The 23,625-nt window shown below is 72.7% G+C and carries 20 protein-coding genes, 1 pseudogene and 1 riboswitch; of the genes and pseudogenes, 14 read left to right on the plus strand and 7 right to left on the minus strand.

Annotated features, from left to right (window positions below; all coding sequences use genetic code 11):
• Nucleotides 1–2: 2 nt before the first annotated feature.
• Nucleotides 3–392 carry a hypothetical protein gene (locus AAW14_RS23310; RefSeq protein WP_265565880.1) on the plus strand — a complete coding sequence of 130 codons (390 nt, stop codon included), beginning with the start codon at nucleotides 3–5 and terminating at the stop codon, nucleotides 390–392.
• A gap of 268 nt (nucleotides 393–660) precedes the next feature.
• On the opposite strand, the gene AAW14_RS23315 is transcribed toward AAW14_RS23310, so the two are convergent.
• On the minus strand, nucleotides 661–870 hold the full coding sequence (locus AAW14_RS23315; RefSeq protein WP_322741095.1) for a DUF397 domain-containing protein: 210 nt from the start codon (nucleotides 868–870) through the stop codon (nucleotides 661–663).
• 401 nt (nucleotides 871–1,271) lie between these two features.
• A riboswitch (cobalamin riboswitch) is annotated at nucleotides 1,272–1,344 on the plus strand.
• Nucleotides 1,345–1,464: 120 nt separating this feature from the next.
• Here AAW14_RS23315 and AAW14_RS23320 point away from each other — a divergent pair.
• The 7 genes from AAW14_RS23320 to cobI are packed head-to-tail and all read left to right on the plus strand — an operon-like array spanning nucleotide 1,465 to nucleotide 12,276.
• The gene (locus tag AAW14_RS23320) at nucleotides 1,465–2,409 is read left to right on the plus strand and encodes a cobalamin biosynthesis protein (protein ID WP_265565881.1); all 945 of its coding nucleotides are present in this window, start codon (nucleotides 1,465–1,467) and stop codon (nucleotides 2,407–2,409) included.
• Complete coding sequence (locus AAW14_RS23325) at nucleotides 2,406–3,941, plus strand: cobyric acid synthase (protein WP_265565882.1); 1,536 nt, start codon at nucleotides 2,406–2,408, stop codon at nucleotides 3,939–3,941. Before AAW14_RS23320 ends, AAW14_RS23325 begins: the two co-directional genes overlap by 4 nt.
• Nucleotides 3,938–7,591 (plus strand): cobaltochelatase subunit CobN, encoded by a 3,654-nt coding sequence (gene cobN / locus AAW14_RS23330; protein ID WP_265565883.1) that lies wholly within the window; start codon nucleotides 3,938–3,940, stop codon nucleotides 7,589–7,591. The genes AAW14_RS23325 and cobN overlap by 4 nt, the downstream gene beginning before the upstream one ends.
• Complete coding sequence (locus AAW14_RS23335; RefSeq protein ID WP_265565884.1) at nucleotides 7,588–9,588, plus strand: putative cobaltochelatase; 2,001 nt, start codon at nucleotides 7,588–7,590, stop codon at nucleotides 9,586–9,588. Before cobN ends, AAW14_RS23335 begins: the two co-directional genes overlap by 4 nt.
• The gene (cobO, locus tag AAW14_RS23340) at nucleotides 9,588–10,187 is read left to right on the plus strand and encodes a cob(I)yrinic acid a,c-diamide adenosyltransferase (protein ID WP_265565885.1); all 600 of its coding nucleotides are present in this window, start codon (nucleotides 9,588–9,590) and stop codon (nucleotides 10,185–10,187) included. Before AAW14_RS23335 ends, cobO begins: the two co-directional genes overlap by 1 nt.
• Entirely contained in the window at nucleotides 10,181–11,530 is a 1,350-nt protein-coding gene (locus AAW14_RS23345; RefSeq protein ID WP_265565886.1) for a cobyrinate a,c-diamide synthase, read from the plus strand. The genes cobO and AAW14_RS23345 overlap by 7 nt, the downstream gene beginning before the upstream one ends.
• Entirely contained in the window at nucleotides 11,527–12,276 is a 750-nt protein-coding gene (gene cobI / locus AAW14_RS23350; protein ID WP_265565887.1) for a precorrin-2 C(20)-methyltransferase, read from the plus strand. The genes AAW14_RS23345 and cobI overlap by 4 nt, the downstream gene beginning before the upstream one ends.
• An 11-nt stretch (nucleotides 12,277–12,287) precedes the next feature.
• On the opposite strand, the gene AAW14_RS23355 is transcribed toward cobI, so the two are convergent.
• Entirely contained in the window at nucleotides 12,288–13,016 is a 729-nt protein-coding gene (locus AAW14_RS23355; protein WP_265565888.1) for a ZIP family metal transporter, read from the minus strand.
• A 103-nt stretch (nucleotides 13,017–13,119) separates the two neighbouring features.
• Here AAW14_RS23355 and cobM point away from each other — a divergent pair, with 103 nt between their 5' ends.
• From cobM to cobC, 6 genes are read left to right on the plus strand one after another with little or no spacing between them, the layout of a single operon-like run.
• Nucleotides 13,120–13,938 carry a precorrin-4 C(11)-methyltransferase gene (gene cobM, locus AAW14_RS23360; protein WP_265565889.1) on the plus strand — a complete coding sequence of 273 codons (819 nt, stop codon included), beginning with the start codon at nucleotides 13,120–13,122 and terminating at the stop codon, nucleotides 13,936–13,938.
• Complete coding sequence (cbiE, locus tag AAW14_RS23365) at nucleotides 13,935–15,176, plus strand: precorrin-6y C5,15-methyltransferase (decarboxylating) subunit CbiE (protein WP_265565890.1); 1,242 nt, start codon at nucleotides 13,935–13,937, stop codon at nucleotides 15,174–15,176. Before cobM ends, cbiE begins: the two co-directional genes overlap by 4 nt.
• On the plus strand, nucleotides 15,173–16,867 hold the full coding sequence (cobJ, locus tag AAW14_RS23370; protein WP_265565891.1) for a precorrin-3B C(17)-methyltransferase: 1,695 nt from the start codon (nucleotides 15,173–15,175) through the stop codon (nucleotides 16,865–16,867). The genes cbiE and cobJ overlap by 4 nt, the downstream gene beginning before the upstream one ends.
• Nucleotides 16,864–17,448: a precorrin-8X methylmutase gene (locus AAW14_RS23375; RefSeq protein ID WP_265565892.1), complete on the plus strand. Its 585-nt coding sequence runs from the start codon at nucleotides 16,864–16,866 to the stop codon at nucleotides 17,446–17,448. The genes cobJ and AAW14_RS23375 overlap by 4 nt, the downstream gene beginning before the upstream one ends.
• Complete coding sequence (locus AAW14_RS23380) at nucleotides 17,445–18,389, plus strand: sirohydrochlorin chelatase (protein ID WP_265565893.1); 945 nt, start codon at nucleotides 17,445–17,447, stop codon at nucleotides 18,387–18,389. Before AAW14_RS23375 ends, AAW14_RS23380 begins: the two co-directional genes overlap by 4 nt.
• A complete protein-coding gene (gene cobC / locus AAW14_RS23385) occupies nucleotides 18,367–19,458 on the plus strand; it encodes an Rv2231c family pyridoxal phosphate-dependent protein CobC (protein ID WP_265565894.1) in 1,092 nt (363 codons plus the stop codon). Before AAW14_RS23380 ends, cobC begins: the two co-directional genes overlap by 23 nt.
• A gap of 106 nt (nucleotides 19,459–19,564) precedes the next feature.
• Here the strand turns inward: cobC and AAW14_RS39510 are convergent.
• The 5 genes and pseudogenes from AAW14_RS39510 to AAW14_RS23410 all read right to left on the minus strand — a co-directional run.
• Nucleotides 19,565–19,881 (minus strand): annotated as a pseudogene (locus tag AAW14_RS39510) (LAETG motif-containing sortase-dependent surface protein); the annotation flags it as partial.
• Nucleotides 19,882–19,939: 58 nt separating this feature from the next.
• Nucleotides 19,940–21,031: an amidohydrolase family protein gene (locus AAW14_RS23395; RefSeq protein WP_265565895.1), complete on the minus strand. Its 1,092-nt coding sequence runs from the start codon at nucleotides 21,029–21,031 to the stop codon at nucleotides 19,940–19,942.
• Nucleotides 21,032–21,052: 21 nt separating this feature from the next.
• A complete protein-coding gene (locus AAW14_RS23400) occupies nucleotides 21,053–21,847 on the minus strand; it encodes an amino acid ABC transporter ATP-binding protein (protein WP_265565896.1) in 795 nt (264 codons plus the stop codon).
• Complete coding sequence (locus AAW14_RS23405) at nucleotides 21,844–22,689, minus strand: amino acid ABC transporter permease (protein WP_265565897.1); 846 nt, start codon at nucleotides 22,687–22,689, stop codon at nucleotides 21,844–21,846. Before AAW14_RS23405 ends, AAW14_RS23400 begins: the two co-directional genes overlap by 4 nt.
• Nucleotides 22,686–23,534, minus strand: coding sequence for a transporter substrate-binding domain-containing protein (locus AAW14_RS23410; protein ID WP_265565898.1), 849 nt, complete (start codon nucleotides 23,532–23,534; stop codon nucleotides 22,686–22,688). The genes AAW14_RS23405 and AAW14_RS23410 overlap by 4 nt, the downstream gene beginning before the upstream one ends.
• Nucleotides 23,535–23,625 lie beyond the last annotated feature (91 nt).

Below are 23,625 nucleotides of genomic sequence, written 5' to 3' on the forward strand. Positions count from 1 at the left end.
CGATGGCGGTCTTCGGGTTCCTTGGCTGGTACAGGCGGCTGCATCCGACGCGTTCCGCCGTGACCGGGCGGCCGCCCGCCACGCCCCCGGAGCACGGCGGGCCGGTCCGTCTGCTGATGGGCACGGCGTGCGGGAGCGTCCTGCTGTTCAGTATCGCCGTCTCCGCCCGGGTGGCGGCCGGCCTCGGGACGGACGCCCTCGCACCCCTGACCACCGCGGTGCTCGGGTCGCTCGGCGCCGCCGCGGTCACCGCCCTCGCGGCCGTCACCGGCAGAGCCCTGCGCGGCCGCATGTCCTCGGGCGGAAAGCGCCCCCTCGAGGTCAGCGACTCCCCGGGCCCCGCGGACGCACCGCCGCCACGGCCCGGTCCAGAACACGGAGACGTTCCGTGAGCGGAGTGAGCCCCCACCACAGGCCCGCACACCCGGCCGCCGCGACCGTCACCACCAGCCAGACGAGGGCCCGAGCCGAGGACCCGGGCACCAGCAAGGCCGCCAGGGCGCCGAAACCCACCGCGAACACGCCTGTCGTCAAGGAGAAGAGTGCCAGCGGGGCCGCCGCCGACAACGATGCGCGCGCGACGTGGGGACCTCCCGCGCGCGCCGGGACTTCCCTGGCCCTGTCCCCCATGTGGGTCCCTCCCGTCCCGTGGACGGATCCTCAGAAGCCGTCCGCTGCCGGGTTCTCAAGTCCCGCCAGCAAACCACACCAAGCGGTACGGCGGAAGACGAGCACCGGGCCATCGCGCCGTTTCGAGTCACGCACCAGAACGCGCGCCCCCACGAAGGCCACTTCGAGGCACGTCGCCGTATCCCCTTGCGAATGGCTGCTCTTCCACCACACACGCGTCGACTCCGCCCTGCCGATCACACCGACCTCCTCCTGCCCCAAGAGTCAGCGCGCCGACACGGCGTCCTCACCGCGACGCTCCCGAGCGCCGTGTTCCCCGCTGCCGCAGTAGCAAAGGCCGGCCACACCAGGCTCGTCTCCCCGCAACGAATCACCCAATGCCGCTCGTCGGCGCTCTCGCGTGGGTCCTGCCGTATTCGTTCGTCCTGCCGTATTCGTTCGTACTGCCGCATTCGTTCGTACTGTCGTTCTCCAGTCTTCCCGGCTTCCCGGCCCGGAACGAGCACAGAAAGCGCCGATTCGTGCGGCTGACGATATTTCAGCGGTGTGGGGCTCAGCACACCGCAGCATCGCAGGTCAAGAGCAAGTTGACGGCTGTTCCGGGACCGTGGTGGACTTCCGGGGCCATGTACGGCGGCAGGAGAGGAAGCCGGTGCGAGTCCGGCGCGGTCCCGCCACTGTCACCGGGGAAGAACCCCCGGGAGCCAGGAACTCTCACCGCCGGCCCAGTCGAACCAGGGCGTGGACACCCTGAGTGAGGACATATCGTGATGCGCGGCTGCCGATCGAGGTCCCGTACCCGAGCCCTGCCCGACCCCACGGTCGGCTGAACCGATGGGTGCCGATCGCGTCTTCGCGTACGGCGCCGCCGTCGGCCTCCTCGGTGACCACCTGCTCGGCGATCCGCGCCGCGGGCACCCGGTCGCCGTGTTCGGGCGGGCCGCCGGCGTCGTGGAGCGGGTGCTGTGGCGGGACCATCGGGGGTGGGGGGCGTTGCACACGGCCGTATGCGTGGGGGGTGCCGTGTCGCTGGCGGCACTCGCCGCATCCTCCGTACGTCCGTCCCGTCCCGCGTCCCTCGCCCTGACCGCGGCCGCCACCTGGACCGTCGTCGGAGGAACCTCCCTCGCCCGCGAGGCCCGGCTGATCGGGCGCGCCCTGGAGGCGGGGGACGTCGAGGCCGCCCGCGCGCAACTGCCGCATCTGTGCGGGCGGGACCCGCAGTCCCTCGACTCCGACGGGATCGCCCGCGCGGTGGTGGAGTCCGTCGCCGAGAACACCTCCGACGCCGTCGTGGGGGCCCTGGTGTGGGGAGCCGTCGCGGGCGTGCCGGGGCTGGCCGGCTTCCGGGCGGTGAACACCCTCGACGCCATGGTCGGGCACAGGTCCCCCCGGTACCGGCGGTACGGGTGGGCCTCCGCGCGGCTCGACGACGTCGCGGGGTGGCCGGGGGCGCGCCTCACCGCCGTCCTCGCCGCCCTGGCCGGTCCCGATCCGCGCGGAGCCGTACGGGCCTGGCGGGCCGACGCGGCGAAGCATCCCAGTCCCAACGCCGGGCCGGTGGAGGCCTCGTTCGCGGGCGCCCTGGGGGTTCGGCTGGGCGGGACTCTGTCGTACGGCGGCCGGGTCGAGCACCGGCCCGTGCTCAACGGTGGTGACGGGCGGGCCGTCCGGGTCACGGACATCGACCGGGCCGTCCGGCTCTCCCGTCGCGTCAGCTGGCTCGCGCTCGGTGTCAGTGCCGTCGCGCGACTCGTCGTGAAGGGGCGTACGTCATGAGCGGTGGTCTCCTCGTCGCCGGCACCACCTCCGACGCCGGCAAGAGCGTCGTCACCGCCGGGATCTGCCGGTGGCTGGTGCGGCAGGGGGTCAAGGTCGCGCCCTTCAAGGCGCAGAACATGTCCCTCAATTCCTTCGTCACGCGCGAGGGCGCCGAGATCGGACGGGCACAGGCCATGCAGGCCCAGGCGTGCCGTATCGAGCCGACCGCGCTGATGAACCCCGTGCTGCTGAAGCCGGGGGGCGAGCAGAGCAGCCAGGTCGTACTGCTGGGGAAGCCGGTCGGCGAGTTGAGCGCACGGGGTTACCACGGCGGGCGTCAGCAGCGGCTGCTCGGGACCGTGCTGGAGTGCCTCACCGAGTTGCGGGGCACATATGACGCGGTGATCTGTGAGGGGGCGGGCAGTCCTGCCGAGATCAATCTTCGGCGGACCGACATCGTGAACATGGGGATCGCGCGCACCGCGCGGCTGCCCGTGCTCGTCGTGGGTGACATCGACCGCGGCGGGGTCTTCGCCTCCTTCTTCGGGACCGTCGCGCTGTTGTCGCGCGAGGACCAGGAACTCGTCGCCGGTTTCCTCGTGAACAAGTTCCGCGGGGACGTCTCGTTGCTGGAACCGGGGCTGGAGATGCTGCGCGGGCTCACCGGGCGGCGTACGTACGGCGTGCTGCCCTTCCGGCACGGCCTCGGCATCGACGAGGAGGACGGAATGGGGGTACCTCCCAGCGGTGGCCGGGGGAGGGTGTCCTTGCGGGGAACGGTCCCGGAGTCCGTGGTGGCCCCTCCGGTCGGCGAGGACGTGCTGCGGGTCGCCGTCTGCGCGGTTCCCCTCATGTCCAACTTCACCGACGTGGACGCGCTGGCCGCCGAACCGGGCGTCGTGGTGCGGTTCGTGGACCGGCCCGAGGAGCTGGCCGATGCCGACCTCGTCGTGATCCCGGGAACCCGGGGGACGGTCCGCGCCCTGGAGTGGCTGCGCGAGCGCGGCCTCGCGGAGGCGATCGCACGGCGCGCCGCCGAGGATCTGCCCGTTCTCGGCATCTGCGGCGGCTTCCAGATCCTCGGCGAGCACATCGAGGACGAGGTCGAGAGCCGCCGGGGACATGTGGAGGGGCTCGGGGTGCTCCCGGTGCAGGTTCGGTTCGCCCGGGAGAAGACCCTCACCCGGCCGGCCGGTGAGGCCCTCGGCGAGCGCGTCGAAGGCTACGAGATCCACCACGGAGTCGCCGACGTCACCGGCGGTGACCCCTTCCTCGACGGCTGCCGGGTCGGCCAGACCTGGGGCACGCACTGGCACGGCTCCCTGGAGTCGGACGGATTCCGGCGGGCCTTCCTGCGCGAGGTGGCGGCCGCCGCGGGCCGCCGCTTCGTTCCGGCCCCCGACACCTCGTTCGCCGCGCTGCGCGAGGAGCAGCTCGACCGGCTCGGCGACCTGATCGAACAGCACGCGGACACGGACGCGCTGTGGCGGCTCATCGAGTCGGGCGCGCCGCAAGGACTGCCTTTCATTCCACCGGGAGCGCCCGCATGAGCACAGTGTTGTTGTTGTCGACCGCCGACACCGATCTGCTGGCGGCCCGTGCCTCCGGCGCGCCCTACCGGATCGGCAACCCGACCCGCGTGGACGTGGCCGGGGAGCTTCCGGCGCTGATCGAGGGCGCGGACATCGCCGTCGTACGGCTGCTGGGCGGCAAGCGCGCCTGGGAGGAGGGGCTGGCCACGCTCAAGGCCTCGGGAATCCCGACCGTGCTGCTCGGCGGAGAGGCGGTCCCCGACGCCGAGTTGATGGCCGAGTCGTCCGTGCCCGCCGGTGTGGTGGCCGAGGCCCTGAGGTACCTGGTCGAGGGCGGCCCCGAAAACCTCACCGAACTCGCCCGGTTCCTGTCCGACACCGTGCTCCTGACCGGCGAGGGGTTCGTCGAGCCGCGGAAGATGCCCGAGTACGGCGTGCACGGCGAGCGTGCGTACGTCGATGGCCGTCCGACGATCGGCGTGCTCTTCTACCGCGCCCACGAGCTGAGCGGCAACACCGCCTTCGTGGACACCTTGTGCGACGCGATCGAGGCGCGCGGCGCCAACGCCCTTCCGGTGTACTGCGGTTCGCTGCGCGGGGCGGAGGCTGGCCTGTACGAGATCCTCGGCCGGGCCGACGCCCTCGTGGCCACCGTGCTCGCCGCGGGCGGCACGCACGCCGCGGGGGCCTCGGCGGGCGGCGACGAGGAGGCGTGGGACATCGGGGCGCTGGCCGACCTCGACGTCCCGGTGCTGCAGGGGCTCTGCCTGACCTCCTCGCGCGCCGCCTGGGACGAGTCCGACGCCGCCCTCTCCCCCATGGACGCGGCGATGCAGGTCGCGATCCCGGAGTTCGACGGGCGCCTGGTCACCGTGCCGTTCTCCTTCAAGGAGCAGGGCCCGGACGAGGTGCCCGTGTACGTCGCCGATCCGGAGCGAGCCGGCCGTGTCGCCGGGATCGCCGTACGGCACGCCCGGTTGAAGCACAAGGAGAACGGCGCCAAGAAGGTCGCGCTGGTCTTCACCGCCTACCCGACCAAGCACTCACGCGTCGGCAACGCGGTGGGCCTGGACACGCCCGCCTCGGCGGTACGGGTGCTGGACGCGCTGCGGGACGCCGGGTACTCCCTCACCCAATACCCGGACAACGGCGACGAGTTGATCCACCGGCTGATCGAGGCCGGTGGCCACGACGTCGAGTGGCTCACGGAGGAACAGTTGGCCGCCGCGCCCGCGCGCGTGCCGCTCGCCGACTACCGGGCCTGGTTCGGCAAGCTCGAGCCGGAGCTGCGGGACGCCATGCTGGAGGCGTGGGGCGAGCCGCCGGGCTCGCTGTACGTCGACGGGGACGATATCGTGCTCGCCTCCCTCCAGTTCGGGAACGTCGTGGTCATGATCCAGCCGCCGCGCGGCTTCGGCGAGAACCCGATCGCCATCTACCACGACCCCGACATGCCCCCGTCGCACCACTACATGGCGGCCTACCGCTGGCTGGAGAACAGCTTCGGTGCCGACGCGATCGTCCACATGGGCAAGCACGGCACGATGGAGTGGCTGCCGGGCAAGGGTCTCGGGCTGAGCAAGGGCTGCGCGCCGGACGCAGTCCTCGGCGACCTCCCCCTGATCTACCCGTTCATCGTCAACGACCCCGGTGAGGGCACCCAGGCCAAGCGGCGCGGGCACGCCACGGTCGTCGACCACCTCGTACCGCCGATGGCGCGTGCCGACACCTACGGTGACCTGGCCAAGCTGGAGCAGCTGCTCGACGAGTACGCGCTCGTCTCCGACCTGGACCCGGCCAAGGCGCCTACCGTCCGGGCCCAGATCTGGACGCTCGTGAAGGCCGCCGAACTCCACCACGACCTGCATGTGGACGAGCAGCCGGACGACGAGGAGTTCGACGAGTTCGTCATGCACATCGACGGCTATCTGTGCGAGATCAAGGACGTGCAGATCCGGGACGGTCTGCACATTCTGGGCGGCGGTCCCGTGGGCGAGCCGCGCGTCAACCTGGTGCTCGCCGTGCTGCGCGCCTCCCAGGTGTGGGGCGGGCAGGCGAACGCGCTGCCGGGGCTGCGGGCTTCGCTGGCCGAGCACTTCGGGCTGGTGGAGAAGGAACTGCTCGCCGAGCCCGGTGCGCCGGTGAAGGTTCCGGTCGAGCTGACGGACCTGGTGGACGGTCCGTCCCGTACGGCCGCGGACGCGATCGACCTGCTGGAGCAGTTGTGCCGGCGGATCGCGCAGGACATGGAGGAGCGCGGCTGGGCCGCCGCCGAGAGCTCGGCTCTCATCCGTGACGTGGTCGGCACCGAACTCCCCGGTGCCGCGGCCGTCCTGGAGTTCGCCTGCACCGAGGTCGTGCCGCGGCTCGCCCGGACCACCGACGAGATCGGCCACATCCTCAGGGCGCTGGACGGCGGTTACGTCCCGGCGGGCCCGTCCGGCTCCCCGACCCGGGGCCTGGTCAACGTCCTGCCGACCGGCCGCAACTTCTACTCCGTCGACCCCAAGGCGATCCCGTCGCGTCTGAGCTGGGAGGTCGGCCAGTCGCTCGCCGACTCCCTCGTCGCCCGCTATCTGCAGGACACCGGCGAGTACCCGAAGTCGGTCGGCCTGACGGTCTGGGGCACGTCCGCCATGCGCACCCAGGGCGACGACATCGCCGAGATCCTCGCGCTGCTCGGCTGCCGTCCGGTCTGGGACGATGCCTCGCGCCGCGTGACGGGCTTCGAGATCGTGCCGCTCGGCGAACTGGGCCGCCCCCGCATCGACGTCACCGTCCGTATCTCGGGCTTCTTCCGCGATGCCTTCCCGCACGTCGTCGGTCTCATCGACGACGCCGTGCGGGCCGTCGCCGAGCTGGACGAGCCCACCGGGCAGAACTTCGTGCGCGCCCATGCCGACGAGGACACCGCCGAACACGGTGACCGCCGGCGCGCCACCGCCCGTGTCTTCGGCTCCAAGCCGGGCGCGTACGGCGCCGGTCTGCTGCCGCTGATCGACGCCCGAAACTGGCGCTCCGACGCCGACCTCGCCGAGGTGTACGCGGTGTGGGGCGGCTATGCCTACGGGCGCGGACTCGACGGGCGGGCCGCGCGCGGGGACATGGAGACGGCATTCCGGCGGATCGCCGTGGCCGCGAAGAACGTCGACACCCGCGAGCACGACCTCGTGGACGCCGACGACTACTTCCAGTACCACGGCGGGATGGTCGCCATGGTGCGGCACCTGACGGGCGCCAGCCCGGAGGCGTACGTCGGTGACTCCGCCGTGCCCGACCAGGTGAGGACCCGCACGCTCGGCGAGGAGACCCACCGCGTCTTCCGTGCCCGCGTGGTCAATCCGCGCTGGATGGCGGCCATGCGGCGACACGGGTACAAGGGCGCCTTCGAGATGGCGGCGACCGTCGACTACCTCTTCGGGTACGACGCCACGGCCGGGGTCGTGGACGACTGGATGTACGAGAAGCTCAGCGCGGAGTACGTCTTCGACGCGGAGAACCGGGACTTCATGAAGAAGTCCAACCCGTGGGCGCTGCGCGGGATCACGGAACGGCTGCTGGAGGCCGCCGACCGTGGCCTGTGGGCCGAGCCGGACGCGGACACGCTGGAGCGGCTGCGCGCCACCTACCTGGAACTCGAGGGCGACCTGGAGGGCGACGAGAAGTGAGTACTCCGTTTCCGTTCACGGCCGTCGTCGGCCAGGACGACCTGCGGCTCGCGCTGCTGTTGAACGCCGTGTCTCCGGCGGTCGGCGGGGTGCTGGTGCGGGGTGAGAAGGGCACCGCCAAGTCCACGGCCGTGCGGGCGCTTTCGGCGCTGCTGCCGGGGGTGGACGTGATCGCCGGGTGCCGGTTCTCGTGCGATCCCGCGGCGCCGGATCCCGGCTGCCCGGACGGGCCGCACGAGGCGGGAGCCGGCACACAGCGGCCTGCCCGCATGGTGGAGCTGCCGGTCGGCGCCTCCGAGGACCGGCTGGTAGGCGCACTGGACATCGAGCGGGCGCTCGCCGAGGGCGTGAAGGCCTTCGAACCGGGGCTGCTGGCCGACGCGCACCGCGGGATCCTGTACGTCGACGAGGTCAACCTGCTCCACGACCACCTGGTCGACCTGCTGCTGGACGCCGCCGCCATGGGTGCCTCGTACGTGGAGCGCGAGGGCGTCTCCGTACGGCACGCCGCCCGTTTCCTGCTCGTCGGCACCATGAACCCCGAGGAGGGCGAGCTGCGGCCGCAGCTGCTCGACCGGTTCGGGCTGACCGTCGAGGTGTCGGCCTCACGCGAGCCCGACCAGCGGGTGGAGGTGGTACGGCGACGGCTCGCCTACGACGACGACCCCGACGGTTTCGCGGCGCGCTGGGGCGAGGAGGAGGCCGCCGTACGGGCCCGGATCGTGGGGGCGCGCGAGCTGCTTCCGTCGGTGCGGCTCGGGGACGGGGCGCTGCGGCAGATCGCGGCGACCTGTGCCGCGTTCGAGGTGGACGGCATGCGGGCCGACATCGTGATGGCGCGTACCGCCACCGCGCTGGCGGCGTGGGCCGGGCGGACCGATGTGCTCGCGGAGGACGTGCGGCAGGCGGCCCTGCTTGCCCTGCCGCACCGGCGGCGGCGCAATCCCTTCGACGCGCCGGGCCTCGACGAGGACAAACTCGACGAGACTCTCCAGGAGTTCGGGGGCCCGGAGGACGACGATCCGGACCCGGACGGGCCCGGTGGGGGTGGCGGGCAGCCGTCGCCGGAGGAGGGCCCCGGGGGCGGGGACACCGGCGCGCGGCCCGAGGCCGGGGAGGGCGGGGAGCCTCAGGCCTCCGGCTCCGGGGAACAGCAGCCCGTACGGGCCTCCGAGCCCTTTCGTACGAAGGCGCTGACCGTCCCGGGGCTGGGCGAGGGCGCCGCGGGACGGCGTTCGCGGGCCCGCACCGAGCACGGGCGCACCACCGGAGCGCGCCGGCCCCAGGGGGCCCTCACCAAGCTGCACCTGGCGGCGACCGTGCAGGCGGCGGCGCCGCACCAGCTGGCGCGCGGGCGGTCGGGGCCGGGACTCGTGGTGCGCCGGGACGATCTGCGGCAGGCGACGCGGGAGGGGCGCGAGGGGAACCTCGTGCTGTTCGTGGTCGACGCCTCGGGGTCGATGGCGGCCCGGCAGCGGATGAGCGCCGTGAAGGGCGCAGTGCTGTCGCTGCTGCTCGACGCCTATCAGCGCCGGGACAAGGTCGGGCTCGTGACCTTCCGGGGCTCGACGGCCGAGGTCGCGCTGCCGCCGACCTCGTCGGTGGACGCGGCCGCGGCCCGGCTGGAGTCGCTGCCGACGGGAGGCAGGACACCGCTGGCCGCCGGGCTGCTGAAGGCCCATGACGTGCTGCGGGTCGAGCGGCTGCGGGATCCCGCACGGCGGGCGCTGGTCGTGGTGGTGACGGACGGGCGGGCCACGGGCGGTGCCGAGCCGGTGGCGCTGTCCTCGCGCGCGGCGCGGCTGCTGGCCGCCGACGGAGTGGCGTCCGTCGTCGTGGACTGCGAGTCGGGCCCGGTACGGCTGGGGCTCGCCGAACAGCTCGCCGGTGAGCTGGACGGTACGGCGGTGACGCTGGACGAGCTGCGCGCGGACAGCATCGCCGGGCTGGTACGGAACGTGCAGGGGACGCAGAGGACCGCGAGGAGGGCCGCGTAATGCCGCAGGGACAGCCGAGTGTGGTGCCGGACGACGGACTGACGACTCGTCAGCGGCGCAACCGTCCGCTCGTCGTCGTGCACACGGGCATCGGGAAGGGCAAGTCGACCGCGGCTTTCGGGCTCGCGCTGCGCGCCTGGAACCAGGGATGGCCGATCGGGGTGTTCCAGTTCGTCAAGTCGGCGAAGTGGAAGGTCGGCGAGGAGAACGCGCTGCGGGTGCTGGGGGCGTCCGGGCAGGGCGGGACCGTGGCCTGGCACAAGATGGGCGAGGGCTGGTCCTGGGTCCAGCGCGATGATCAGATGGACAACGAGGACAAGGCCCGCGAGGGCTGGGAGCAGGTCAAGCGGGACCTGGCCGCCGAGACCTACCGCCTCTACGTGCTCGACGAGTTCGCGTACCCCATGCACTGGGGATGGGTCGACGCCGATGAGGTCGTCGACGTACTGCGCAACCGGCCGGGCACCCAGCATGTCGTGATCACCGGGCGGAACGCGCCCGGGAAACTCGTCGACTTCGCCGACCTCGTCACCGACATGTCCAAGGTCAAGCACCCGATGGACGCCGGGCAGAAGGGCCAGAGGGGCATCGAGTGGTGACGTCCGTGCCCCGGCTGGTCATTGCCGCGCCCGCTTCGGGCAGCGGCAAGACCACCGTCGCCACGGGGTTGATGGCCGCGTTCGCCCGGCGGGGACTGGCCGTGTCCCCGCACAAGGCCGGACCGGACTACATCGACCCCGGGTATCACGCGCTCGCGACCGGGCGCGTGGGGCGGAACCTCGACGCGTATCTGTGCGGGCCGGAGCTGATCGCGCCGCTGTTCCTGCACGGAGCGCGGGGCTGCGACCTCGCCGTTGTCGAGGGTGTGATGGGGCTGTACGACGGGGCGGCCGGCGAGGGTGAACTCGCGTCGACCGCCCATGTCGCCAAGTTGCTGCGCGCCCCCGTGGTGCTCGTGGTCGACGCGTCGTCGCAGTCGCGGTCGGTGGCGGCGCTGGTACACGGGTTCGCGTCCTGGGATCCGCAGGTGCGGGTCGGGGGCGTGATTCTGAACAAGGTGGGGTCGGACCGGCACGAGACGCTTCTCCGCGAGGCACTGGACTCGGCCGGGGTGCCGGTGCTCGGCGCCTTGCGGCGGGCTCGGCAGGTCGGCACGCCGTCCCGTCACCTCGGGCTGGTACCCGTTGCGGAGCGTCGGGCGGAGGCCGTGGAGGCGGTCGCGGCGATGGCCGCGCAGGTGTCGGCGGGCTGCGATCTGGAGGCGCTGGCCGCGCTGGCGCGCAGTGCGGGGCCGCTGCCCGGTGATCCTTGGCGCCCACCGGCCACCCCCACGAAGGAGCGGGAGGTGGTCGCGGTCGCCGGCGGCCCCGCCTTCACCTTCTCCTACGCCGAGCACGCCGAGCTGCTCTCCGCCGCCGGAGCCGACGTCGTCGTCTTCGATCCCTTGCGGGACGAGCAACTACCGGAGGGCACACGCGGGTTGGTCGTGGGCGGCGGATTCCCCGAGGTGTACGCGTCCGAGCTGTCCGGCAACGAGCCGCTCCGCAAGGCCGTCGCCGATCTCGCGCTGAGCGGCGCTCCCGTTGCCGCCGAGTGCGCCGGGCTGCTGTATCTGTGCCGGGAGCTGGACGGGCAGCCGATGTGCGGTGTTCTCGACGCGAGCGCCCGCATGAATGAACGGCTCACCCTCGGCTACCGGGACGCCGTGGCCGTGAGCGACGGCGTCCTCGCGGCGGCCGGGACGCGGATGCGCGGACACGAGTTCCACCGGACCGTCGTCGAACCCGGCGCGGGGGCGGCTCCCGCCTGGGGGGTGCGCGCCCCTGACCGGCGCCTCGAAGGTTTCGTACAACAAGGTGTGCACGCGAGTTATCTGCACACCCACTGGGCCGCCGAGCCCGGTGTCGCCCGTCGGTTCGTGGAGAGGTGCCGGACGTCATGAGCAGCAGGCTGATCGGTGTCGGGGTGGGCCCCGGTGACCCCGAACTGGTGACCGTCAAGGGCGTCAACGCTCTGCGCGCGGCGGACGTCGTCGTCGTGCCCGTCATGGCCGCATCCGACGGAAAGGACGGCGGGGAACGCGGGCGCGCCGAGGCGACCGTGCTGCACTACGTGCCCGAGGAGAAGGTCCTGCGCGTCGTGTTCGCGCTCAATGAGCGCAGCGACCGCGCGCGCCGCGAGGCGGCCTGGGACGCCGCCGGGGAGCGCGTGGCCCGGCTCCTCGAGCGGTACACCGCCGTCGCCTTCGCCACCATCGGCGACCCCAACGTGTACTCGACGTTCACCTATCTCGCGCAGACCGTTCAGGAGCTCGTGCCGGGAACCGTCGTCGAGACCGTGCCCGGAATCACCGCGATGCAGGATCTCGCCGCGCGCTCGGGGGCAGTGCTGACCGAGGGCACCGAGCCGCTCACGCTCGTGCCCGTCACCGCCGGGGCCACCGCGCTCAAGGAGGCGCTCGGCGGGCCCGGCACCGTCGTCGCCTACAAGTTCGGGCGGCAGGCGCAGGAGGTCGCCGAGGTGCTGCGCGAGACCGGGCGCATCGACGACGCCGTCTGGGGGTCGGCGCTCGGACTGCCCGAGGAGTCCATCCGGCCGGCCGCCGACCTCGACGGCGAACCGCTCCCCTACTTGTCGACCCTCATCGCGCCCGCCCGGCGCGACGGCACCCGCGGCGGCAAACTGTGACCGCGGGCAGATCACCCCGAAAGCCCCACCAGCAGCCAGATGAGTGCCGCGCCCGCGACCGTGCACAGCAGGGTCGAGCGGGCGGGGTGCACGTGGTGCGCCTCGGGGAGGATCTCGGCGGCCGCGAGATACAGGAGCACTCCGCCGAACAGGCCCAGATAGCCGCCGAGCAGTTGCTCCGGGATCGTGAACGCCAGGGTGGACGCGGCGCCGAGGACGGGTGCCGTCGCGTCGGCGACCAGCATCGTGACGGCCTTGCGGCGCGCGTTCCCGTACAGGCTCGTGATCGTGTAGGTGTTGAAGCCGTCCGCGAAGTCGTGCGCGATGACCGCGAGTGCGACCGCCGCGCCCATGCCGCCCCCCACCTGGAGCGCGGCGCCGATCGCGATGCCGTCCATGGCGCTGTGCCCGACCATCGCCGCGGCCGCCGCCAGGCCCACTTCGGGCGCGCGGTGTTCGTGCTCGTCGGCTCCGTGGGAGACGCGCCGCGCGGCCAGCAGGCGCTCCACGAGATGGGCCAGCAGGAAGCCGGCCACGAACAGCAGCAGCGCGGCCGGTACGCCGAACACCTGGCCACCCGCCGCGTGCAGCGCCTCCGGCAGCAGATCCAGGCCCACCACGCCGAGCATCAGCCCGCCGGCCAGGCCCAGGACGAGATGGCGGCGGTCGGTCACGCGCTGTGCCGTCCAGCCGCCCGCCAGCGTCATCAGGAACGCGCCGAGCGCGACGAAGACCGCCATATGCCTTTGCTATCCGATCGGCCCCGGTGCGCACAGGACCGGCGGCCGTGTGCGCACCGGCGTTTCGCACCACCCGAGTTTTCGTAGGAGAGGACCGATTGTCATGGCCGATGCCATCACCGGCAAGGTGACCTTCGTCGGTGCCGGCCCCGGCGCCGCCGATCTGCTGACGTTCCGTGCCGCGCGCGCCATCGCCGAGGCCGACGTCGTGATCTGGGCGGCCAGCCTGGTGCAGGCGGAGGTCCTCGAGCACGCGCGCGAGGACGCCGAGATCCTCGACTCGGCCGCCCTGTCCCTCGAGGACGTCGTCGCCGTCTACCGGCGCGCTCAGGAAGAGGACCTGCGCGTGGCCCGTATCCACTCCGGCGACCCGGCCCTGTGGGGCGGCACGCAGGAGCAGCTGGACCGCTGTGCCGCCATCGGCATCGAGACGGAGGTCGTCCCGGGCGTCTCGTCTTTCTCCGCCGTCGCCGCGCTCGCCCAGCGGGAGCTGACCGTCCCCGAGGTCGCGCAGTCCGTGATCCTCACCCGGCTCGGCGGCGGCAAGACACCCATGCCGCCCGGGGAGGAGGTACGCGAGTTCGCCCGGCACGGCACCACCATGGCGATCTTCCTGTCGGCGGCCCGCAGCGGCCAGCTCGTGCGGGAGCTGCTGGAAGGCGGCTACCCGACGACCACCCCGGTGGTGATCGCGTACCAGGCGACCTGGCCCGAGGAACTGGTCGTGAAGTGCACGATCAGCACGCTGGAGGAGACGGTCAAGGAGCACAAGCTCTGGAAGCACACGCTCTTCCTGGTCGGGCCGGCGCTCGACGCGCACGGCACGCGCTCGCACCTCTACCACCCCGGCCACTTCCACGGTTACCGCAAGGCCGACCCCGAGGCCCGCAGGGCCCTGCGCGCCCGGAGCGCGAGCACGTGATCACGGTCGTCGGTACGGGCACCGGGGCGCCGCTTCCCGCCGACGTGCCGGCCGGAGCGGACCTCGTGGTGGGCGCACGGCGCCATCTGGAGGGCGCGCGGCTGCCTGCGGACGCGGAGCGGATCGTCCTCGGACCGCTGGCGCCCGCGCTCGACGCCATCGAGCGCTACCTCGACAAGGGGCGGCGGGTCGTCGTGCTGGCTTCCGGGGACCCCGGGTTCTTCGGGATCGTCCGGGCGCTGGCCGAACGGTTCGGGCCGGAACGGCTCGACGTGAGGCCGGACGTCTCCTCCGTGGCCGCTGCCTTCGGGCGCGTCGGGCTGCCGTGGGACGACGCGGTGGTGGTGAGCGCGCACGGGCGCGATCTGCGTACGGCGGTGAACGTCTGCCGGGCTCGTCCGAAGGTCGCCGTGCTGACCGGACCCGGTGCCGGTCCCGCCGAGCTGGGGGCGGCGCTCGCCGAGGATCCCGGCGAGCGCGTCCTCGTCGTGGCGAGCGCGCTCGGCGATCCGGAGCACGAGCGCGTGGAGCGGATCACGCCCGCTCGGGCCGCGGCGCGCGACTGGGGTGCGGCGGTGAGCGTGGTGCTGTGCCTCGACACGGCGCGGACGCTGGGATCCGTGCGCACCCTCGCCGGGCCGCCGTCCGGCCCGTCCCGATGGGCCCTGGAGGAGGACGAGTTCGCCCACCGGGACTCGATGATCACCAAGTTCGAGGTGCGTGCACTCGCCCTGGCCCGGCTGGGTCCGCGACTCGGGGAGCTGATCTGGGACGTCGGCGCCGGCTCCGGGTCGGTCGCCGTGGAGTGCGCCCGGCTGGGCGCCGCCGTCACCGCGGTCGAGAAGTCCCGGGACGGGGTGGAGCGCATCCGGGCCAATGCGGCGGCGCACGGCGTGGACGTGCGGGTCGTGCACGGGGCCGCGCCCGACGTGCTGGACGGTCTCGACGACCCCGACGCGGTGTTCGTCGGCGGCGGCGGCCGGGAAATGCCCGCGATCGTGACCGCGTGCGCGTGGCGCGCCCGGCGGGCGGTGGTGGTCGCCATGGCCGCGCTGGACCGCGTGCCGGCGGCGCGCGAGGCGCTCGTCAAGGCCGGGTTCTCCTGCGACGGCGTGCTGCTGCAGTCGTCGCGGCTCGCGCCGCTGCCGGGGGATGTGACCCGGCTGGCGGCGACCAACCCTGTTTTCCTGCTGTGGGGCACGCGGCCTCCGGCGCGTACCGAAGGAGTTCCTCAGTGATCGGCCTCATTTCCGCCACCGCGGCGGGGGCGGCTGCGCGGGACCGGCTGGCCACGGCGTGGCCCGACCGGGCGCGCGTGTACGACGGCCCCGTCGGCGACGCCGTACGGGCCGCCTTCGCGGAGTGCGAGCAGCTCGTGTGTTTCCTGGCGACGGGGGCCGTCGTACGTCTGCTCGCCCCGCTGCTGGGCGAAAAGACGTCCGATCCGGGAGTGGTGTGCGTCGACGAGGGCGGCCGGTTCGCGGTGTCCCTCGTGGGCGGGCACGCGGGTGGGGCGAACGAACTCGCCGGTGAGGTCGGCGAGGTGCTCGGCGCGCAGCCCGTGGTGACGACCGCGACGGACTCCGTGGGACTGCCGGGCCTCGACACGCTCGGGTTCCCGGCGGAGGGCGATGTCGCCGGCGTCTCACGGGCGCTGCTGGACGGGGAGCCGGTCGCCCTGAAGGCGGAGGTGAGCTGGCCGCTGCCGGCGCTGTCCGTCACCGCCGAGGGCGCGTACACCGTCCGCGTCACCGACGCCCTGGTGCAGCCCGCCGAACGCGAGGCCGTGCTGCGGCCGCCCACCCTCGTCGTCGGCGTCGGCGCCTCCAGGGGCGCTTCCGCCGACGAGATCCTGGGGCTCGTGGAGGGTTCGCTGCGGGACGCCGGACTCTCCGCCGCGTCGCTCGCCGAGTTCGCCACCGTCGACGCCAAGGCCGACGAGCCCGGCATCGTCGAGGCGGCGGAACGGCTGGGGTTGCCCCTGGTGACCTTCTCCGCCGAGGAGCTGGCGGCGGTCGACGTGCCGAACCCCTCCGACGCGCCGCTCGCCGCCGTCGGCACGCCGTCCGTCGCGGAGGCCGCCGCGCTCGTACGAGGCGGCGAACTCCTCGTTCCGAAGCGGAAGTCGGCCGCGAATCCCGCCATGGCGACCTGCGCCGTCGTTCGCAGGCCGGGGCGCGGGCGGCTGGCCGTCGTCGGGCTCGGGCCGGGTGCCCGTGACCTGCTGACACCGCGCGCCAAGGCAGAGCTTCGGCGTGCCTCCGTGCTCGTCGGGCTCGACCAGTACGTCGACCAGATCCGCGATCTGCTGCGTCCCGGCACACGGATCCTGGAGTCGGGGCTCGGCGCGGAGGAGGAACGGGCACGCACGGCCGTGGCGGAGGCCCGCAGGGGGCACGCGGTCGCGTTGATCGGCAGCGGGGACGCCGGTGTGTACGCCATGGCCTCGCCCGCGCTGGCCGAGGCGTCCGACGACATCGACGTGGTCGGGGTGCCCGGGGTGACGGCCGCCCTGGCCGCGGGCGCGATCCTCGGCGCTCCGCTGGGCCACGACCACGTGTCGATCAGCCTGTCCGACCTGCACACCCCGTGGGAGGTCATCGAGCGGCGGGTGCGGGCCGCGGCCGAGGCCGACCTCGTCGTGACCTTCTACAACCCCCGCAGCCGGGGCCGGGACTGGCAACTGCCGAAGGCGCTCGCGATCCTGGCCGGGCACCGGGCGCCGACGACGCCGGTCGGTGTCGTACGGAACGCGTCGCGGCCGGACGGATCCAGCCGTGTGACGACACTGGCCGCGCTCGACCCGGCGACGGTCGACATGATGACGGTCGTGACCGTGGGCAACACGGCGACCCGGGAGATCGCGGGGCGCATGGTGACGCCTCGCGGCTACCGCTGGCAGGACAACCGACAGGAGGCCGACCGGTGAACCGTGTGGTCCACCCGATCGAGCAGGAGTCCTTCCGGCGGCTGCGCACCCGCCTGGACACCTCGCACTTCGCGCCGCTGACCCGGGCGGTGGTGGAACGCGTCATCCACTCCGCCGCCGACCTCGACTACGCGGCCGACCTCGTCATGGACGAGACCGATCTGAGGACGGCGCACGCGGCGTTGCACGACGGGGCGCCGGTGGTGGTGGACGTGGAGATGGTCGCGGCCGGGATCACCCGCCGCGACACCGTCTGCCGCCTCAAGGACGCCAAGTCCGGCCCGGGACTGACGCGTTCGGCGCATGCGATCCGGCTGGCCTACGAGGACGTCGGCCCCGGAGCGCTCTGGGTGATCGGCTGCGCGCCGACCGCCCTGGAGGAGCTGCTGAAGCTCGACGCCTCGCCCGCGCTGGTCATCGGTCTGCCCGTCGGTTTCGTCGGTGCGTCCGAGTCCAAGGCCGCGCTGCGTGAGAGCGGACTGCCGGCCGTGAGCAACGTGTCCGAGAAGGGCGGTTCGGCGGTCGCCGCCGCCGCGCTCAACGCCCTGCTGTACCACCCCATTTCAAAGGAGATGCCGTGACCACCCCGCCGCCCGCCCTGCTCATCGCCGGCCATGGCACCCGGGACGAGGCCGGAGCCGAGGCGTTCCGCGACTTCGTTCGGGAGCTGGGACGCCGCCACCCCGAACTGCCCGTCGCGGGCGGTTTCATCGAGCTGTCGCCGCCGCCGCTGGGCGAAGCGGTGACCGAGCTGGTGGAGCGCGGGGTACGCCGATTCGCCGCCGTTCCGCTGATGCTGGTGTCCGCCGGGCACGCCAAGGGGGACATCCCGGCGGCACTGGCCCGGGAGAAGGAGCGGCACCCAGGAATCTCGTACACGTACGGGCGTCCGCTGGGCCCGCACCCTGCGCTGCTGTCGGTCCTGGAGCGGCGTCTGGACGAGGCTCTCGGAGGCACCGCCCGCACTCCCGCGGACCGGGCCGATGTGACCGTGCTGCTGGTCGGGCGCGGCTCGACCGACCCGGACGCCAACGCCGAGGTGTACAAGGCGGCGCGGCTGCTGTGGGAGGGGCGCGGGTACGCGGGTGTCGAGACGGCGTTCGTGTCGCTGGCCGCGCCGGACGTGCCGAGCGGCCTGGACCGGTGCGCGCGGCTTGGGGCACGCCGGATCGTGGTCCTGCCGTACTTCCTGTTCACCGGGATCCTGCCGGACCGCGTGCAGCAGCAGACCGAGGGCTGGGCGGCGGCGCACCCGGAGATCGAGGTGCGCTCGGCGGACGTCATCGGGCCGGAGCCGGAGCTGGTCGGCCTGGTGATGGAGCGGTACGAGGAGGCGGTGAAGGGCGATCTGCGGATGAACTGCGACTCGTGCGTGTACCGCATCGCGCTGCCGGGGTTCGAGGACAAGGTGGGGCTGCCGCAGCAGCCGCACTTCCACCCGGACGACGACGGCCACCACCACGGTCACGGCCATCACCACCAGGGGCACCACGGCGGCCATGCACATTCCCACACGCACTGAGACCGGGTCCGCTGCCGACGTGCACGATCTGCGGCACCACGGGGACGCCGAGGTCCGTGACGGCGGGGCGGCGCTGACCGACCTCGCGGTGAACGTACGCGCCGACACGCCTCCGGCGTGGCTGCGCGAGGTGATCGCCGGGTCGCTGGGCGGGCTCGCGGCCTACCCCGACGGGCGGGCCGCCCGGGCGGCGGTGGCGGCGCGGCACGGGCTGCCGGCCGAGCGTGTCCTGCTCACGGCGGGCGCGGCCGAGGCCTTCGTGCTGCTCGCCCGGGCTCTGAAGGTGCGCCGGGCGGTCGTGGTGCATCCGCAGTTCACCGAGCCGGAGGCGGCGCTGCGCGATGCCGGGCACACGGTGGACCGGGTCCTGCTGCGTCAATCGGACGGCTTCCGCCTGGATGCGGCGCTGGTCCCGGACGACGCGGACCTGGTGGTGATCGGCAACCCGACGAACCCGACGTCGGTGCTGCACCCCGCGGCCGTGATCACCGAACTGGCGCGCCCCGGCCGGACGTTGGTGATCGACGAGGCGTTCATGGACGCGGTTCCCGGGGAATGCGAGGCGCTGGCGGGCCGCACCGACGTGCCCGGTCTCGTGGTCCTGCGCAGTCTGACCAAGACGTGGGGGCTGGCCGGCCTGCGCATCGGCTACGTCCTCGCCGACCCCGGGACGATCGCCGAGCTGGAGCGGGCGCAGCCCCTGTGGCCGGTGTCCACGCCCGCGCTCGCGGCGGCGGAGGCATGCGTGTCGCCCCGGGCACTGGCTGAGGCGGCGCACGCGGCACACCGTGTCGCCGCGGACCGGGCGCATCTGGTGGCGGGCCTGCGGGAGTTCGGGTCCGCCGGGCTCTACGTGGCCGAGCCCGCCCGGGGGCCGTTCTTGCTGGTCCGGCTGCCCAGGGCGGCGGCCGTGCGACGCCATCTGCGGGACCTCGGGTTCGCGGTGCGGCGTGGGGACACGTTCCCCGGGCTGGACGAGGAGTGGCTGCGGCTCGCGGTACGGGACCGGCCGACGATGGACCGCTTCCTGCGGGCGCTGGACCGGGCGGTGACACGGGCGGGGCGGTGAAACTGCGCCCGCCGTGCCCCGGGCTCCGCCCCCGGAGCCCGGGGCACGGGGACCAGGTGGCCCGGCCCCCCGGCGGGGTCGGCGCGCGGGGGCGAAACCCTCGGCCTCAGCCCCGGCGGCGGCGTGCCACCCCCACCGCTCCGCCGCCCACCGCCAACAGGGCAACCGCCCCGCCCACGACATACGGCGTCGCCGAACTGCCCCCGGTCTGCGCCAGACCGGCCTTTGCGGGCGCCCCTGCGGCCTCGAGTCCTGCGCGGGGGCCGTCCCGAAAGCGACGGACGCGACCGGCGCGGCCGACCCGGCGGACGTGATCCGCGCGGCGGACGTGTCCGGCGCCGCCGACGGCGCCTCGCACGACACGTCGGCCAGCGTCACCGTCCCCTTCACCTCCGCCACGTTCGCGCTCAGCGGGTTCACGGAGGCGTGACCGGGATGCCCTAGGCGTCAGTGCGACGCCTATGCGGTGCCTGAGCGGCGTCTACTCGATCACCTGCCCGTTCAGCACCACCCGTCGCGGCGCCGCCAGCACCCGTACGTCCGCGCGCGGATCCGCCTCGTAGACCACGAGGTCCGCGGGCGCTCCCTCTTCGAGACCGGGCCGCCCCAGCCACCGGCGGGCGCCCCACGCGGTCGCCGACAGCGCCTCGACGGGCGGGATCCCCGCGGTCACCAACTCGGCCACCTCGGCCGCCACCAGCCCGTGCGGCAGCGAGCCGCCCGCATCGGTGCCGACGTACACCGGGATTCCCGCGTCGTAGGCGGCCCGCACGGTGTCGTACCGCCGCTCGTGCAGCCGTCGCATATGTGCCGACCAGCGCGGGAACTTCGCTTCCCCGCCGTCCGCGAGCCTGGGAAAGGTGGCGATGTTCACGAGGGTCGGGACGATCGCGACGCCCCGCTCCGCGAACAGCGGAATCGTCTCCTCCGTGAGACCCGTCGCGTGCTCGATGCAGTCGATGCCCGCCTCGACCAGGTCCCGCAGCGAGTCCTCGGCGAAGCAGTGCGCGGTGACACGCGCGCCCTGCCGGTGCGCCTCCGCGATCGCCGCCTCGACCGCCTCCCGCGGCCAGCACGCGGTCAGGTCCCCGGCCTCCCGGTCGATCCAGTCGCCGACCAGCTTGACCCAGCCGTCACCGCGCCGGGCCTCCTGGGCGACGTACGCGACCAGGTCGTCCGGCTCGATCTCCCAGGCGTAGTTGCGGATGTAGCGGCGGGTGCGCGCGATGTGGCGGCCGGCCCGGATGATCTTCGGCAGGTCGTCGCGGTCGTCGATCCAGCGTGTGTCGGACGGGGAGCCCGCGTCACGGATCAGCAGGGTGCCCGCGTCCCGGTCGGTCAGCGCCTGCTTCTCCGAGACGTCCTCCGGGACCGGGCCATGGGCGTCGAGGCCGACATGACAGTGCGCGTCGACGAGACCGGGCAGCGCCCAGCCCTGGACGGTTCGGACGTCCCGGGCGCCGGCGGGGCGGTCGTACGAGATCCGTCCGCCGACCACCCACACCTCGTCGCGGACCTCCTCGGGTCCGACGAGCACCCGCCCCTTCACGTGCAGCACCGCGTGATCGCTCATGTACCGAACCTTAATTCGGTGCTACTCGCCTCCACCCACCCGGCCGGAAATCTCCTCCTCGACCTCGGCCATCGCGGGGTCGAGTAGCCGGGAGAGGAAGTGCCGGGTGCGCTCGTGGCGGGGGTCTGCGATGACCCGGTCGGGCGTGCCCTCCTCGACGACCACGCCGCCGTCCATGAAGACGACCCGGTCGGCGACCTCCCGGGCGAAGGTCATCTCATGGGTGACCACCATCATCGTCATGCCCTCGTCCGCGAGCATCCGCATCACGGCGAGAACGTCACCCACCAGCTCGGGGTCGAGCGCGGAGGTCGGCTCGTCGAAGAGCATCACCTCGGGACCCATGGCGAGCGCACGGGCGATCGCGACACGCTGCTGCTGGCCGCCGGAGAGGGAGGAAGGGTACGCGTCCATCTTCTCCGCGAGGCCCACGCGTCGCAGGTTCTCGGCGGCGATCGCCGCGGCCTTCGCCTTGTTCCGCTTGAGAACCCGGCGCTGCGGCAGCGTGAGGTTCTCCGTCACGGTGAGGTGCGGGAAGAGGTTGAACTGCTGGAAGACCATGCCGATACGGCGGCGTACGGCGTCGATGTCCACATCGGGGTCGGTCACCTCGGTGCCGCCGACGAAGACCTGCCCCTCGGTGGGCTCCTCCAGGAGGTTCACACAGCGCAGCAGGGTGGACTTGCCCGAGCCGGACGGGCCGATGACGCAGACCACCTCGCCCTGGCCGATCTCCAGGTCGATGCCGCGCAGCACCTGGTTGTCGCCGAAGGACTTGTGCAGGTCCCGGATCCGGATCTCTGCGGAACTGCTCACTTGACGGCCTCCCGGGCCTTGGACTCCAGGCGGCGTACGACGAAGCCGAGCGGGATCGTGACCAGCAAGTAGCACAGGCCGGCGACCAGGATCGGGGTGGAGTTGGCTGTCGTGCTGGCCAGGTCCCGGCCGAACTTGGACAGTTCGCGCTCCTCCAGCGTGACTCCGAGGAGCAGGACCAGCGAGGAGTCCTTGAAGAGCTGGACGAACTCGTTGGTGAGCGGCGGGAGGATGATCCGGAACGCCTGCGGGATGATGATCGAGACCATGGCCCGGGCGGGCGAGAAGCCCAGCGAACGGCCCGCCTCCATCTGGCCCTTGGGCACCGCTTGGATGCCTGCACGGAAGGTCTCCGCCATGTACGCGGCACCCACCAGGCCGAGCGCGATGGCCGCCTTGCCGTAGGTGCCGCCGACGATCTCCGTGCCCGGGAAGGCCAGCGGCACCGCCACACCGATGAAGATGAAGATCAGCAGGGCGGGCAGGCCGCGGAAGATCTCGATGTAGACGCCGGCGACCCAGCGGTACGGGCCGACGGACGACAGTCGCATCAGGGCGAGGGCGATGCCGAGCACCAGGCCGACGGCGAAGCCGGTCACGGTGTACAGCACCGTGTTCTTCAGCGCCAGCGTGATGACGTCCGGGAACATCTGCTTCGCGATGTCCGGCTGTGCGAACTGATTCTGCAGCCGCCCCCAGTCCGCCGTGACCGCGAAGGCGATCACGGCGGCGACGAAGACGGCGTACTGGACGCCGCGCGACACCTTGCGCTTCTGACGTCGCGTCAGGCCCCTTCTGCGCGGCTGGAATCCGGTTTCGGCTGTGTCCGTGGTGCCACTCATGAGGCGGAGGGCGAGGCCGGGGAGGGGTTGTACGGGCCGATCCACTGCTCGTACAGCTTCTTGTACGTGCCGTCGGCCTTCGCGTCCTTGATCGCCTTGTTGATCGCGGCGCGGAGCTTGTCGTTGCCCTTCTTCACCGTGAAGCCGTACTGCTCACCGGTGTTGAGGTTGCCGACCAGCTTGAAGGCGTCGGCGTTGGCCTTGTCCTTGAGCCAGCCCTGGACGACCGGGTAGTCGATGACCACCGCCTGGACCTGGCCGCTGCGAAGACCGTTGATGACGGCGTCGGAGGACTCGAAGGAGATGGGGTCGAAGCCCTGCTTCTTCGCGTAGTCCTCGCCGGTGGTCTGCGCCTGGACGCCGAGCTTCCTGCCCTTGGCCTTCACGTCGGCGAGCGAGCCGATGCCGCTCTTCTTGCTGACCAGGACGGCCTGGGTGGCGTCGAAGTACGGGTCGGAGAAGTCGACGTTCTTCTTGCGCTCGGGCGTGATGGTCATACCGGCCGCCGCCAGGTCGCACTGGCCGGAGTTCAGGAACGCGCCGGTCTTGAAGTTCTCGAAGGGCGTGTCGAGGATCTGCTGCTTCACGCCGAGGCCCTTGGCGACCAGGTCGATCAGCGAGACGTCGAAGCCCTGCACCTTGCCGTTGATCTCCGACTGGAAGGGCGGGTACGGCAGGTGTGTGCAGGTGGTGAGCTGGCCCGCCTTGACGACCTGGACGCCGCCCGCCGCCTTGCCGGCACCACCGCCGCTGCCGCTCGAGGTGCAGCCGGCCACGAGCATCACACCGGCCGTCGCGGTGGTGGCGGCCAGGATGCGGGCCCGGCGCCCGAGGAGCGTGTTCACGGAGGACCTCTCTAGGGGTCTATGGGGGAGCTGTGGGTTCCGATTATAAGGAGAAGTTTGAGTCCCTCAAATCAATCCGATGGCTACGAGA

Origin of the sequence: Streptomyces hygroscopicus (genome assembly GCF_026168105.1) — a bacterium.
Taxonomy (GTDB): Bacteria; Actinomycetota; Actinomycetes; order Streptomycetales; family Streptomycetaceae; genus Streptomyces; species Streptomyces hygroscopicus_D.